The sequence below is a fragment of the Streptomyces sp. NPDC101181 genome, assembly GCF_044767975.1.
Lineage (GTDB): Bacteria > Actinomycetota > Actinomycetes > Streptomycetales > Streptomycetaceae > Streptomyces.
The window spans coordinates 236,294-250,410 of the sequence record NZ_JBIWOX010000005.1; the positions used below are offsets into that span (position 1 = coordinate 236,294).

At 67.8% G+C, this 14,117-nt stretch carries 6 protein-coding genes, 3 pseudogenes and 1 CRISPR repeat array; of the genes and pseudogenes, 6 read left to right on the forward strand and 3 right to left on the reverse strand.

What is annotated here, in order from left to right:
• Window positions 1-12: 12 nt before the first annotated feature.
• Complete coding sequence (locus tag ACIRRU_RS10825) at window positions 13-2,031, reverse strand: thioredoxin domain-containing protein (RefSeq protein WP_403678630.1); 2,019 nt, start codon at window positions 2,029-2,031, stop codon at window positions 13-15.
• A 231-nt stretch (window positions 2,032-2,262) separates the two neighbouring features.
• Here ACIRRU_RS10825 and ACIRRU_RS10830 point away from each other — a divergent pair, with 231 nt between their 5' ends.
• The 3 genes from ACIRRU_RS10830 (at window position 2,263) to ACIRRU_RS10840 (ending at window position 5,067) form a co-directional block, all read left to right on the forward strand.
• A complete protein-coding gene (locus tag ACIRRU_RS10830; RefSeq protein WP_403678632.1) occupies window positions 2,263-2,829 on the forward strand; it encodes a Uma2 family endonuclease in 567 nt (188 codons plus the stop codon).
• A gap of 771 nt (window positions 2,830-3,600) precedes the next feature.
• Window positions 3,601-4,155: a hypothetical protein gene (locus ACIRRU_RS10835; protein ID WP_403678633.1), complete on the forward strand. Its 555-nt coding sequence runs from the start codon at window positions 3,601-3,603 to the stop codon at window positions 4,153-4,155.
• Window positions 4,156-4,200: 45 nt separating this feature from the next.
• Window positions 4,201-5,067 (forward strand): TIR domain-containing protein, encoded by an 867-nt coding sequence (locus tag ACIRRU_RS10840; RefSeq protein ID WP_403678635.1) that lies wholly within the window; start codon window positions 4,201-4,203, stop codon window positions 5,065-5,067.
• Between the two features lie 14 nt (window positions 5,068-5,081).
• Here ACIRRU_RS10840 and ACIRRU_RS10845 read toward each other — a convergent pair.
• Both ACIRRU_RS10845 and ACIRRU_RS10850 read right to left on the reverse strand, forming a co-directional pair.
• A pseudogene (locus tag ACIRRU_RS10845) lies at window positions 5,082-5,870 on the reverse strand (IS5 family transposase).
• A gap of 113 nt (window positions 5,871-5,983) precedes the next feature.
• On the reverse strand, window positions 5,984-6,844 hold the full coding sequence (locus tag ACIRRU_RS10850) for a hypothetical protein (RefSeq protein ID WP_403678637.1): 861 nt from the start codon (window positions 6,842-6,844) through the stop codon (window positions 5,984-5,986).
• A gap of 511 nt (window positions 6,845-7,355) precedes the next feature.
• On the opposite strand from ACIRRU_RS10850, the pseudogene cas1e reads away from it, so the two are divergent.
• The 3 genes and pseudogenes from cas1e (at window position 7,356) to ACIRRU_RS10865 (ending at window position 14,015) form a co-directional block, all read left to right on the forward strand.
• Window positions 7,356-8,408: pseudogene (cas1e, locus tag ACIRRU_RS10855) on the forward strand (type I-E CRISPR-associated endonuclease Cas1e).
• 52 nt (window positions 8,409-8,460) lie between these two features.
• Window positions 8,461-8,688: pseudogene (gene cas2e / locus ACIRRU_RS10860) on the forward strand (type I-E CRISPR-associated endoribonuclease Cas2e); the annotation flags it as partial.
• A gap of 438 nt (window positions 8,689-9,126) precedes the next feature.
• Window positions 9,127-10,514: direct repeats of the CRISPR family, unit length 29 nt; unit sequence GGGTTCTCCGCGCGAGCGGAGGTGGTCCG.
• 270 nt (window positions 10,515-10,784) lie between these two features.
• On the forward strand, window positions 10,785-14,015 hold the full coding sequence (locus tag ACIRRU_RS10865) for a tetratricopeptide repeat protein (protein WP_403678639.1): 3,231 nt from the start codon (window positions 10,785-10,787) through the stop codon (window positions 14,013-14,015).
• The last annotated feature ends 102 nt before the right edge of the window (window positions 14,016-14,117 follow it).

The following is a 14,117-nucleotide window of genomic DNA, read 5'->3' on the forward strand; positions in this document are numbered from 1 at the left end:
CGTCCCCGGGCGTCACCCGCCCAGCTTCGCCGCCAGTTCCGCCGCGTCCGTCGTGGGTGCGTCGCAGACGAAGTGCCGGCAGACGTACGCGGTCGGCGCACCGCCCACCAGCGGCCGATCCGCCAGCAGCGGGAACTCGCCTGCGCCGCCCGGCCACTCGCCCGCGGCGACGACCGCGCCAGGGGCCCGGCCCAGCAGCGCCGTACGGTGCAGCTCACCGCCGACCGGCCCGGCGACGGCCACCTCGCGGGGCCCGTCGAGCAGCGCCTCGGCAACGGCGAGCCCCCAGCCGATGAACCGGGGGGCGCGCGGGCCGAGCGCCTTGACCACGCCGAGCGCGCCCTCGGCGGCGGTGCGGTGGGCCTCGGACCCGGTGTACGCGGCGTAGCCGAGAAGCGCCCCGGCGGCGGCGGTCCACCCGGCGGGGGTGGCGCTGTCGGTCGGGTCCTGGGGTCGCCGGATGAGCCGCTCGGCGTCGTGGGCGGTGTCGTACAACTGCCCGCCCTCGCCCGTGAACTGCTCCAGCACGATGTCCAGCAGGAACCCGGCGAACTCCAGCCAGACGCCCTCGCCGGTGACGGCCGCCAGCGCGAGGAACCCCTCGGCGACGTCGCCGTAGTCCTCCAGCACCCCGGCGTTGGCGCCCGCCCGCCCGTCCCGAGAGGTACGGGTCAGCCGGGCCACCTCGCCCAGGTGGACCCGGACCAGCAGATCGGCGGCCTCGGTGGCCCGCTCGACCAGGTCGGGCCGGTCGAAGTACGCCCCGGTCTCGGCGAGCGCGGCGATCGCGAGCCCGTTCCAGGCGGCGACCACCTTGTCGTCCCGCCCCGGGCGCGGGCGCTGCTCACGGGCGGCCAGCAGCCGGGCCCGTACGTCCGCGACCCGGTCGGCGTCGACGGGCCCGGTGTCCCCCGGCAGCCGCAGCACGGAGGCCCCCTCCTCGAAGGTGCCCTTCTCGGTGACCCCGAAGTACGCGGCGGCGAAGGCCGCGTCGTCCTCCCCCAGCACCTCGCGCAGCTGGTCGGGCGTCCACACGTAGTAGGCGCCCTCGACCTGCCGGCCGGTCGCGTCAGCGCTGTCGGCGTCCAGCGCGGAGGCGAAGCCGCCCTCGGCTGTCCGCAGTTCCCGCACCATGAAGTCGGCGGTCTCCAGGGCGACGCGGCGGGCCTCGTCGGAGCCGGTGGTGCGCCACAGGTGCGCGTAGACCCGGCACAGCAGGGCGTTGTCGTACAGCATCTTCTCGAAGTGCGGCACGATCCACTCGCGGTCCACGGAATAGCGGGCGAACCCGCCGCCGAGCTGGTCGTAGATACCGCCCCGGGCCATCGCCGTACAGGTGTCGGCGGCCATCTGGAGGGCGCCTTCCGCTCCCGTGCGGGCGTAGTGCCGCAACAGGAACTCCAGCGTCATGGACGGCGGGAACTTGGGCGCGCCCCCGAACCCGCCCCGCTGCTCGTCGTACTCCCGGGTCAGCCCGAGGAGCGCCTGAGCGGCCTCCGCTTCCCCCGGCACCCCGTCCCCGCCATGGGCCAGTGACCGCCCCGCGAGATCGGCGACGATCCGCCCGGCCACCTCACCGACCTCCTCCCGTCGGTCGGCCCACGCGGTCACCACGCCTTCGAGCACCTGCCGGAAGGAGGGCGACCCGTGCCGGGGCTCGGGCGGGAAGTAGGTCCCGAAGTAGAAGGGCTCGGCATCCGGCGTGAGAAACACGGTCATCGGCCACCCCCCGTGCCCGGTGGCCGCCTGAACGGCCTCCATGTACACGGCGTCGACGTCGGGCCGCTCCTCCCGGTCGACCTTCACGGGCACGAAGTGCTCGTTGAGGTAGGCGGCCACGGCCTCGTCCTCGAACGACTCGTGAGCCATGACGTGGCACCAGTGGCACGCGGAGTAGCCGACCGACAGCAGAACGGGCACATCACGCCGCCGGGCCTCCTCGAAGGCTTCCGCTTCCCAGGGCCACCAGTCGACGGGATTATCAGCATGCTGAAGCAGATAAGGCGAGGTCACACCAGCCAGCCGGTTCATGCGGCACAGCCTCTCACGTCGGCACGGCCCTACCGGTTCAGCCCGCGAGCCCCCGCCCCACTTGACCGATTTGCACTCATGCGCCGTCACGTGGTGAATGCGGATCGCCCCTTTTGCACCCCGGCCATCCCGCGGACGCTAAAGGCTCTGCCTCGGGCCAAAGCCGGTGTCCGACTGGAAGCGGGCAGTACGCTGAGTCGAGCAGCACCGCATCCTCCAAGGAGGTACTCCATGACCGCCGAGATGGTGGCGCCCGCATGGATGCACACGCAGATCAGCGCGGAGCAGTACGACTCCTGGTCCGAGGAGCAGTGCGCCGGCATCGAGATCGTGGACGGGATGGTCGTCGTGAGCCCGAGCGCCTCCAAGCGCCACAACCGGCTGGCCCGCATCCTGGCCAACGCCTTGGACTCGGCTGCGGGCCCGGACTGGAACGCCGACACCGACTTCGACGTCCGCCTTCAGGATGTCCCCCTCACCAACCGCCGCCCTGACGTCATCGTCTACCGAGCAGAGACCATCGACCTCACGCCCACCCGCCCCGAACACGTGCTCCTGGTCGTCGAGGTCGTGTCGCCCGGCTCGGAGACCACCGACCGGATCGTGAAGGTGGACCAGTACGCCAAGGCCGGCATCCCCTTCTACTGGCGCATCGAGCAGGCCGCCACCGGGGTCCCGATCGTCTACACCTACGTCCTCGACCCCGCCACCAAGGCTTACCGGGACGGCGAGATGTTCACCGGCGCCATCAAGACTGGCGCTCCGTTCTCCGTCACTGTCGACCTCGGAACCACCTGAAAGGGGAAAGACCTCACGTCTACATCGGCGCTTCTCGCCTCAGGGTGGTGCCGCGACTGACGGCGGACCGGACCGTGGTGGTCACGGTACTTGTCACCTATGCAATCCCGGACGACGCCCCTCCCCTGCGTCCGCCAGCCCCTGAGGCTCAGGCCGCCCTCGACAGGCTTCTTGCAGACTCCACCCTGCTCATGGGAGTTCCCGGGCTTTACACGCCGAAGCGCCCATAGTCATGGAGCGTGCCTCTTTGAGGGTAAGGACGTGTGCGAGCGACCTTGACTTTCAGGGTGAGATCATCGGCCTCGCACCACCGGACGAGATTACCCACCTTCATTCCTACGCAGCCTCCCTGATCACGTACTTGCGCACCCCATATGACGGCCGAAGGCATCACTGCAGGAAGCAGCAAGATAATCGTGGGCGCTCGGCAAGGACGTCGCCTGCGCGGCAGCCAGGATCCGGACGAGCTCCACCAGCACATGAACGTATCCTCCGACGGTCGACTGCGGCCGGACAGCACAGGCGCTGTACCAGGGAGCACCGCACGGCACATGGGGGCCACCAGCAACGCGGCCGGCGAGGGGTCCACGGGCAACAGAAATCTGGGCATTTCATATTCCGACAGCCGCTTGGAAGAGATTGGCCATCGGCCACAGTAACCAATCCCACCAACCCCAGAAATGCAAATAACATTACAATACTCCTATTGGCGGAGAGGTTTAGCATGGACTTCACATGGATATCCTGCGGACCACACCATGGAGGACAGGGATGTACGCATCAATCGTGACGGCTGGGGCCGGTGTCGCAATCGCGATCATGGTCTTCTGGATGAATCACCGAGGTGAAGTTCGCAGATCTCTCAGAAAGGAAAGGATCAATTGGGTTAGCAGCCAGCTAAAAGACCTATACGGCCCGCTTCTCGTTTTGGCGGAAACTAACGAAAGAGCATGGAAAGAATATCGCAGCACATACTTTCCACTTGATCCGGATGAATCGCCAGAGCGCTCGCTGACCGAGTCGGTGTCGACGCGTTGGCACGTGTGGGTTAAGACGGTATTCGCCCCAAGGGCCCAACAGATAAGAGAAATCGTCACCACTCGCGGAGATCTCATTATTGAAAGAGAGATGCCGTCAGTAGTACTTGACTTCTGCGCTCATGCAGCTACCTACGATGCCCTATTGGCCGACTGGGAAACCGTTGCCGTTAACGATTCTACGTTGATCCGTCACCCGGGAAGCGGTTTTCTATCGTACGTGCGCGAATCTTACATCACGCTCAAAGTCGAGCAAGAGGAACTGCTAAAATCAAACCGGCGCCCATGACAGCCTGACCCTTTGACAGTGAGTTGCTGAAGAGAAGAGCCCTTGATGAAAGTGTTCTTAAGTTGGTCCGGAGAGCGCTCCAGGAAAGTTGCCGAAGCCCTCAAGCACTGGCTTCCGGATGTTATCCAAGAGATTGACCCATGGGTCTCAAGTCAAGATATCGCCAAAGGCGGTAGGGGGATGGATGAGCTCGCCCACGAACTTGCCGCAACGGATTTCGGGATTATTTGCGTGACTCCCGAGAACAAGGCATCGACGTGGATCAACTTCGAAGCAGGGGCACTTGCAAAACAATTTGAGATCGCACATGTCACCCCGTTCCTCATAGGTATGAAGATTACAGACCTAACCGGACCGCTATCCAAGTTCCAGGCAACCGTAGGGGGAAATCGGCAAGACGTCCGGAAGCTCATTGGCGACCTGAACAAGGCATCATCCGGGCGAACGGTTTCGGAGGATCGCCTTGAGCGATCATTCACGCGAAGTTGGCCCGAATTGGAAAGCGCCCTCCAGGAGGCCCAAAAATTGCCTCTCCCAGAAGGTGTGCGAAATCCAGCTGAACGGTCCGAGGCGGAGATGCTTGAGGAAATTCTACTGCTGGTTCGAAAAATAGAATATCGTGGAGTGAGCCTAGAAGGGGAAGTGAATCAAGCAGAGGAAAAGCTGTCGCGCAGCCGACGCATCAGTGAAGATGAGTTCATCCTGGCATCATTTACGAAAATCGGATGGCGGGTAACTAAGTCCTCATGGGGAAATACTGAGGTGAGTATTACTGCCCGACACCCGACAGACGGTAACGCATTTTTGTCACGCGCTTTCATTGAACGCTTGGCCAAGTCTCTAAGCAGACCTGTGGTCGTAATGAACGAGTCAGGGGACGCACTATTCCGCAGCAGCGCTGGCCTACCTTAGAGCTCGTAACACGATCATGTGCGAGTCTTCTTGAGGCGTCGGTAGCAGATCAGGCTGCAGGCTAGGGAGACGAAGGCGTCGTGGAGTTCAGTGCGGCGTTCCCAGCGCACGGCGAGCCGCTTGAACTGGTGGAGCAGGGCGAAGGTCTGCTCGACGACGTAGCGGAGCTTGCCGATGCTCTTGATGTTGGGTGATCCCTTGCGCGAGATGACAGGCAGGAACCGGCGCTCGCGCAGCGCCTTCCGGTTCGGGTTGGAGTCGTAGCCCTTGTCGCCGAGCAGGGCGTCTGGTCGGCGGCGGGGCCGGCCAGGGCGGCCCGCGACGGGTGGGATGCCGTCGACCAGGGCGAGGGTCCGGGTGACGTCGTTGACGTTCGCCGCGGTCGTGATGACTTTGAGCGGGTGCCGCGTCCGTCGCAGATCAAGTGGTGCTTGCTGCCGGTTCGTCGCCGGTCGACCGGCGACGAACCGTTGTCGCCACCCCCTTTTTCGCCCGGACGTGGGAGCCGTCCACACGTGCCCGCGACCAGTCGAGCTCACCGGCCGCGTTGAGCTCAGCGAGCAGGACCCGATGCAGTTGGTCGAAGACTCCTGCCTTCTGCCACCGGTCCAGACGCCGCCAGCACGTCTGCCCCGAGCCGAACCCCAGATCCAGGGGCAGAAGTTGCCAGGCTATGTCGTTGTAGAGGACGAACAGGATGCCCTGCAGACAGAGCCGGTCCGACACGGCCGCGACCCCGGCGACCGCTCCGGCCACGGCGGCAGCAACGGCTCGATCAGCGCCCACAAGTCGTCGTCCACGATCCACGGCCGAGCGCTCACACCATCACGAACGGCCGAATCGTCACACCGGTTACGGCCAACCAGCACACTTCAACAAGATCGTGTTACGAGCTCCTAGTGTGCGCGCCATCGATTCATCGGTCGAACTTCTCTTCTACGGGCATAGGCATGTTCTCTGTCTTCTTAAAATTCAGTTTCTCGACCTTCTCTTCCTGAACCCAGGCATTCCACGCTTTAATGTAAATTGCCACTTGCTCACGCATGGTATATCGACGCTTGGCACCCCTCTTCTTCACATGAGGGACCTTGGTCAGTGCAAGCCGCGGATCTCCAACTTCAAGATTTGCACCTGAGGTTAGTCCGTCAATCCAACTTTCCGCCTTCACTGCAGGGGCCGCCTCAGTCGTGACAAAATATCCTACCGCCATTCCAGTTTGACTAGCAAATACATGCTTAGAAATCTCACGGCCCATCGCCACTGCATCTCGATACATTCCGCTATCCTCGTTATAGGCTGCAAGAATCCGACCGTTCGCGATTCGAGCCGCATTGCCACTCCATGAGGAATCTGGCATGTTTTTAAACAGAATAACGTGGCGAATAGTGGAGTAAAGCACGGGGAGATACTTCTCACCGGTCGAAGAAAGAGTGTCCACGCCGCTTCGACGCTTCCCGGTATCCAGGACAGGAAAAGCCGTTCTCGGAAGTCCTTCAAAGACGTAAATCCACACGGCAATGCCGGCCTTGATGACGGCATTCAATCGGTGCTGTCCGTCAAGTAGAAATCCAGTATCAAGAGGCCCATCGAGGGCAATTCCCTGATGTGTCAACTGCCACTCTTCGCGGATAATTGCATCAGCCAAGAAATCTACTTGCCCCCAGTCCAAGCGACGATTTACTACTGTTCGGGACAGTAGGATCTCCGCCATCCCTGGAGTGACTTGGACGAGACGGGGCGTGGGCACATCCAAAGGAAGCCCGCTATCGATGACCATTTCAAAAGCCTACTGGACTTGACTACGAAACCTCACCGAACAGGTAGATTGATCGATGATGAACGCTTAAATTTAAAAATCGATCACTGCAGCCAAGTTCGCTTCACTGGAAAGCCACTGGAGGAAACGCTTCCTGTCCGATGCGGCAATTTTCTATCATGCTAAGAAATCAACGCATTTGGGGGACTCGGTGGTCTGTGAGTCATGGTGGGGTCGTTGAGCGGCTGGTGCCGGACGAGTTGTGGGAACTGTTCCAGCGGGTGGTGCCGGAGGCGGCGTCGCGGCCGCAGGGCAAGGGCGTCGACACGGCGACCGGGAGGTGCTGGCCGTGACCGTCCTCGTAGCTACGTCGGGTTCACCTGGCAGCGGTTACCCTCAGCGTCGTTCGGCCCGTCCTGGGCGACCGTCCGCCGGCGGTATCTCGGAGTGGTCGAAGGCCAGGGTCTAGGACAAGCTCCACCGCCTGGTCCTTAAGCGATCACCTTCCGTCGCCCACAGGAGTAACCGCGCCATGCCCGCTCCGCCCGCCCGGCGCTGCATCACCGCGCCCACGCTCGCCCTGCTGCTGCGGGTGGGTGACTCCCTCTCGTTCCTCTACGCCGACGTCGTCCGCATCGTTCAGGACGACACCGGCGTCTGCGCGGAGACCACCACCGTCGACAACGAGACGACGCGCGTCTACATCCCCACCTCCGCACTCTCCTGCGTCCTGCTCGGCCCCGGCACCTCCATCACCCAGCCCGCTCTCGCCACGTTCGCCCGCCACGGCACCACCGTCGTCTGCGTCGGGTCCGGTGGTGTGCGCTGCTACTCCTCCACCGTCCCGTCCGCCCTCACCACTCGCTGGCTCGAACAGCAGGTTCACCACTGGAGCGACCCCGACCGGCGCCTCGATGTGGCCCGCCGCATGTACACCACCCGCTTCTAGACCGCCGTCCCCGCGACCATCACGCTCCAGCAACTCCGAGGGCTGGAGGGGCAGCGGATGAAGACCCTGTACAAACTTCTCGCCCAGCAACACCGCATCGGCCGCTTCCGCCGCAACTACGATCCGGACTCCTGGGATTCCCAGGACCCCGTCAACCTCGCGCTCTCCTCAGCCAGTACCTGCCTCTACGGCATCGTCCACGCCGCCCTCACCGCCCTCGGTTGCTCCCCAGCCCTCGGCTACGTCCACCAGGGCTCGCAACTCGCCTTCGTGTACGACATCGCCGACCTGTACAAGGCCGAGCTGACCGTCCCACTCGCCTTCTCCCTGCACGACCAGCACAATCCGGAGGCAGCTGCTCGTCGCGGCTTCCGTGAACAGCTGCGCCTGTACAAACTCCTGCCCCGCATCGTCGCCGACGTCCAAAGCCTCCTCGCCCCGGACGAGGCGGAGCCACTCCCCGACGGCCACACGGTCCGCATGGTCAACCTCTGGGACCCGAGCGGCGGTTCCGTCGCCGCGGGCGTCAACTACGCCCGGGATGCCGACAGATCTCCGACGGACATCGACAGGCCCCAGGCAGATCCGCCCGTCCCGGCTGCCCCTCGCGACGATCCGGCCCCCGACCTGCTGTGACCAAGCTCCTCCCCCCGCCGAACCCCGGTCACTGCTGCATCAGGGAGAGCTCTTGCCCATCATGACCGTCCTCGCCACCACTGCCGTTCCCGACCACGTCCGCGGTGCACTCACGCGCTGGATGATCGAACCGACTCCCGGCCTCTACGTCGGAACCCTCTCCGCCCGCGTTCGGAACGAGCTCTGGTCCGTCGTCACCGCGTCCATCGGCACCGGAGCCGCCGTCCTCCTCCACCCCGCCCCGACCGAACAGGGGTTCACTCTTCACACGGCGGGAGAATGACGCCGGATCCCCCAGGACTTCGACGGCCTCACTCTCATCGCCTTCCGCCCCGACGACGGAGACGAGACAGAGGCCAGTACCACCTGATGCCGGTGAACGGAGGCTGGCTGCTGGCTGCCGGGCCGCTTCGTCCCGGGTGGTGGCGCTGCTCTTTTCACCCACGTGGAGCATCGCGCTATCCGGCACAGCACAGCTAGCTCGTGCTCCCTGCCTCGAAAGGATTCGGATGGCAGCGCGCCGAGGGGGCTGTTCGACGCTGAGCGTCGGGCAGCACGATCGATCGGCCGACAGTGGGGAACCCGCCGCTCAGCCGCTCCTGCCCCCTCAGAGATAGTGCGGTCTACAGTGCATCTCATGCACGCTACCAACCTGCGGCCGAGCACACCTCTCGGCAAAGGGACGGCAAAGCCCCTATAACGTCGCAGCTCAGGAAGAGGGTTCTCCGCGCGAGCGGAGGTGGTCCGCTGCGGGCCGCCGCTCAGCCCGCGACCCCGGGGGGTTCTCCGCGCGAGCGGAGGTGGTCCGGAGTCTTCGGCCGGGCTCACTGCGCAGGTGGGGGGTTCTCCGCGCGAGCGGAGGTGGTCCGTGCGACCGCCTGGAGACAGCGCTGGAGACAGAGGGTTCTCCGCGCGAGCGGAGGTGGTCCGCGACCGAAGAGCCCGTCGCCCGCGCTCTGGTCGGGTTCTCCGCGCGAGCGGAGGTGGTCCGAAGATCGCCTCATGGGACGACAGGCCGCCCATGGGTTCTCCGCGCGAGCGGAGGTGGTCCGTCGGCGGCGCATGTCCGGGTACGTGAGATGCCGGGTTCTCCGCGCGAGCGGAGGTGGTCCGCGGCTGATCCCGACCTCGGCCAGGACCTACTCGGGTTCTCCGCGCGAGCGGAGGTGGTCCGGGCGAGTACAGCGCCCTGGTCCGCGAGCTCGGGGGTTCTCCGCGCGAGCGGAGGTGGTCCGTCGCGACTACCTGGATGCCCTACCGCCTCCTCTTCTGCCTGGTCGGGTTCTCCGCGCGAGCGGAGGTGGTCCGTGGGGCTACGAGGTCGTCAAGCGCGGCACCGAGGGTTCTCCGCGCGAGCGGAGGTGGTCCGGCCAAGATCGTCATCGTGCGTGACCGGGTCCCGGGTTCTCCGCGCGAGCGGAGGTGGTCCGGAGATGCCCAAGGACGCGGACTGGCGGCAGGTGGGTTCTCCGCGCGAGCGGAGGTGGTCCGCCACTGGAGGCCCCCGGTGGCAGGCCGGGCGAGGGTTCTCCGCGCGAGCGGAGGTGGTCCGCAACTCATCGACGCCGACGCCAGCCCGGCCAGGGGTTCTCCGCGCGAGCGGAGGTGGTCCGTGCTGGTGCGCGTTGCCGGGGGAGGTGCGCTCGGGCTCTCCGCGCGAGCGGAGGTGGTCCGGTCAGCGGGCGGGTCATCCTCAGCACCGGCTGGGGTTCTCCGCGCGAGCGGAGGTGGTCCGGTCACCGGGGCGCTGGGCCTCGGCCGGGTCGAGGGTTCTCCGCGCGAGCGGAGGTGGTCCGCCGCTGCCGGGCCGGATCACGACGTCCAGGAGGGGTTCTCCGCGCGAGCGGAGGTGAACCGAAAAGGGGTTGGGGTAGGGGACGGGGCGCCGTGGGTTCTCCGCGCGAGCGGAGGTGGTCCGTAGTCCCGCAAGTTCTCATAGGGCACGAGGGCGGGTTCGGGTTCTCCGCGCGAGCGGAGGTGGTCCGCATTCCGCAGGGCGGTCATCGTGGCCGACTCGGGTTCTCCGCGCGAGCGGAGGTGGTCCGGTCTTCGAGGAGGTCGGCGATGTCGCTCTTGGGGGTTCTCCGCGCGAGCGGAGGTGGTCCGCTGCCCTGCCATCAGGGCTGCTGCATAACGAAGTTATCCGTAGTGCGGCATTCCCCGCGAAGCTCAGCCGGGTCGGCCAGAGGCAGCGGCGGCGCGGGTGGCCGCGGCGGGCGCCATGCACCGGCCCGACCCACCACCAAGGCCCCTTCTTGGCCCTGCCCTTGCGAAGCGCTCTCGCGTCGGAGGGCTGTACGCAGGACACTTGAGGCTGACCATTGGCGCCTGACGCTTCGGGTCGTCGGACGGACCAGCTCCCGGAGGGGGACACATATGCGGGACAGCCATCGCGCGGAAGCCGAGAGGCTGTTGGTGCGGGCCGTGGAGGAGGAGGCGCGGCGCACCGGTGGGCGGGCGGATGCCGGGGCGCTGATGGCGCGGGCGCGGGCGGCGTTGGACAGCATGGCGGCGGGGGCGGACGAGGAGTACGCCGCGTACACCCGGGCGCTGGACTCGGCGGCGGCGGGAGAGCGTCCGCTGGCGGAGCGCTTCACGCGGGAGGCGCTGGGAACGCCCCTGCTGGTGACGGGAGTCGCCGCGGCCGCGGCGTTCACCGCCGATGTGGCGCTGGGTGCGGGCACGGGCCTGGCGTTCGGCGCGGGCGCGGTCGTCGCGGCGGCCGGGGCGGCGACGACCGTGGCGAAGGTGACCGCGTCGCACTGGCCCGCCGCCCACCGCCGGGCCGCTGCGGCCGGACAGCCGGGCGGGGCCGAGCAGTTGAGGCTTCAGTGGCTGACCGCGCTGGAGGTACGGGGCATCCGCCCGTATCTGGACCAGCAGCGGATGCTGACCCCGCAGAGCCGCACCACGAAGAAGCGGGACGCCCCCGTCGTACGGCAGTTGCGGGGCGGCGACCGTAGCGCGGCGGCCCGGACCCGTGGGGTGCTGGAGCAGTCCTTCGGCCATCTCCCTCAGGCCGAGGGGCCGTTCGCCGGGCGGCGTGCGGAGCTGGCGCAGATCGCCCAGTGGGTGCACGCGGCCCGCGCGTCCACGCAGACCCGGCCCGTCGTCGTCGTTCTGCACGGGGAGCCCGGCTCGGGGCGCACGGCGCTCGCGGTGCGGGCGGCCCATGCGCTCAAGGACCAGTTCCGGGGCGCGTGCGTGGTCGATCTGCGGGGCGAGGTGGCCGGGGAGGACCCGCTGCCGACCCGGGACGCCCTGCTCCATCTGCTGAACCGGCTGGGCGCGCCGCGCGAGCAGTTGCTGTTCCGGGAGGGCGCGTCGCCCGAGCAGCAGGTGCGGCGGCTCTCCGAGCTGTACCACCAGCACCTCACCGGCACCCCGGTCACGATCGTGCTGGACGACGCGACGGACGCCGGGCAGGTGCGCACCCTGGTGCCGGAGCGTTCGGACAGCCTGGTGATCGTCACCGCCCGTCAGCCGCTGGAGCTGCCCGATGACCTGGCGGCCCGGGTGCACCACCTGCCGGTCGGACCGCTGGACGCGGCGGGCGCGGAGGAGTTGCTGCGCGAGGTGGCCGAGGAGGAGGAGAGCGGGCCGTACGACTACCCGTCGACGGACCGGATCGTGGAGCTGTGCGGCGGGCTGCCGCTGGCGCTGCGGGTGGCCGGTTCCGCGCTCGGGGCCCGTAGCCGCCTCACGCTGGCGGAGGATCTCGGCGCCTACGGGCCGGTGGCCCCGGTGGAGCGGGCGTTGTGGCTGCGCTACACCGACCAGGGCGATCAGGCGCGGCGGTTGCTGCGGCGGCTCGCGCTGGCCGGCCGGGCGAGTCTGGGGGCGGCCGCGGCGGCCTCGCTGCTCGCCGCGGACGAGCAGGAGGCGGACCGGCTGCTGACGGTGCTGGCGCGGGCCGGGCTGCTCACCCGCGTACGGGGGTCGCGCTACCGGCTGCACGACCTGGTGCGGGCCTTCGCGCTGGCCCGGCTGCTGGACGAGGAGGAGCCTGCGGAGCGGACGGCGGCGCAGGAGCGGCTGCTGACGAACTACGCGGAGCTGGCCGACGCGGTGATCCGCATGGTCGACGGGAAGATGTCGACGCGGGCCGGTCAGTTCGGTTCGCACGGGTTCGGGTCGCTGGACTCGGCGTTGCGCTGGCTGGACGACGAGTCCAGCTTCATCACCTCCGCGCTGCGGCACGCGGAGGGCGTCGACCAGGGCACGGTGCTGCATCTGCTGGGCGCGCTGTGCGACTACTGCCTGCTGCGCGGCGACCTGTACCGGCTGGGCGAGATCAGCGAGCTGACCCAGGCCGTCGACCAGGGGCTGCTGGAGCGCTCGGTCCAGTGGCGTACGGGCATCGCGGCCCGGCAGCTGGGCGAGCTGGACAAGGCCCGCACCACGCTGTCCTCCGTCGTCGGGCTCTACCACGAGGCGCAGAACGACGCGGGCGAGGCGCTGGCCCTGTGTTCGCTCGGGATCACCCTGCACCACCAGGGCAATCTCACCGAGGCCGCCACCCGGCTCGGTGAGGCGCTGGCCCTCCAGTCCTCCCCGGCGCAGGCCGAGGACCGCGCCTGGACGCTGCACGCGCTGGCCGCCGTGGAGCGCGACCGGGGCGACCTGCCGCGGGCCCTGGCGCTGCTGGACGACGCGCTGCGGCTGCACCGCGAGGGCGAGTCCCTGCACGGTGAGGCCTGGACGCAGTTCCAGCTGGGCCAGGTCCGGCTGCGCGTCGGCGAGGTGGCCACCGGCGAGGAGGCGCTGAGCACCGCCCTGGAGCTGTACGGCCGCACCCGTGACGGGCGCGGCGAGGCGTGGGCGATCACCCAGCTGGCGCGGGCCAGGATGGTGGACGGCGACCCGGCCGCCGCGCTGGAGCAGCTGGGCGACGCCCTGGAGCGGCACCGGGACAACGAGGACGCGCGCGGCGAGGCGTGGACCCACTACTACCTGGGCCAGGCCTGGGAGGACGACGGGAACACCGATCAGGCGGTGCGCGAGCTGGAGCGGGCCCGGACGATGTTCTCCCGGATGCGGGACGTCTACGGGCTGGCGTGCGCCCGGCACCACTCGGGCCGGGTGACCCGGGACCAGCGGGCCGCCCGGACGGGGAACCTGCGCAACTCGGGGTTCGCCCGGCAGTTGCTCATGGACGCGCGCGCCGATTTCCGGCGGATCAAGGTGCCCTACGGCCAGGCGTGGGCGTGCGTGGAGCTGGCGGTGATCGACGCGGGCAACGGGCGCGCCCCGCAGGCGCTGGAGCTGTGCGGTGAGGCGGAGGAGCTGTTCACCTCGTACGGGGACGAGCGGGGCCGCGACTGGACCCGCTTCCTGCGCTGCACGCTGCTGCCGTACGCCTCGCCCGGGGGCAGCGAGGTGGGCACGGTGGTCGCCCAGCAGGAGCTGGCCGAGCTGATCGAGGCCCGGCACCCGGCCCGGGACACCAAGCTGGAGCAGTCGGCGGCGGCGTTCGCGGTGGCACTGGAGCGGGGCGTCGACCTGGAGGACGGCTGGCAGGCCTGGCGCCTGGGCCTGACCCCGACCCGCCGGGCGGGCCAGATCATGGGCGTGGCCGGGGTCGCGGGGGTGACTGCGGGCTCGTGACGGGCCGCGCCCCGGTGCGCACGCACCTCGCAGGTACGTGCGCACCGGGCATGTGCGTCCGGTGCCGTCCCGGTCGCGCCCGCGGTGGCGCACGCCCCGGGG

Coding starts and splice junctions, on each gene's coding strand:
- ACIRRU_RS10825 (WP_403678630.1), bottom strand. CDS start 2,031: ATGAACCGGCTGGCTGGTGTGACCTCGCCTTATCTGCTTCAGCATGCT.
- ACIRRU_RS10830 (WP_403678632.1), top strand. CDS start 2,263: ATGACCGCCGAGATGGTGGCGCCCGCATGGATGCACACGCAGATCAGC.
- ACIRRU_RS10835 (WP_403678633.1), top strand. CDS start 3,601: ATGTACGCATCAATCGTGACGGCTGGGGCCGGTGTCGCAATCGCGATC.
- ACIRRU_RS10840 (WP_403678635.1), top strand. CDS start 4,201: ATGAAAGTGTTCTTAAGTTGGTCCGGAGAGCGCTCCAGGAAAGTTGCC.
- ACIRRU_RS10850 (WP_403678637.1), bottom strand. CDS start 6,844: ATGGTCATCGATAGCGGGCTTCCTTTGGATGTGCCCACGCCCCGTCTC.
- ACIRRU_RS10865 (WP_403678639.1), top strand. CDS start 10,785: ATGCGGGACAGCCATCGCGCGGAAGCCGAGAGGCTGTTGGTGCGGGCC.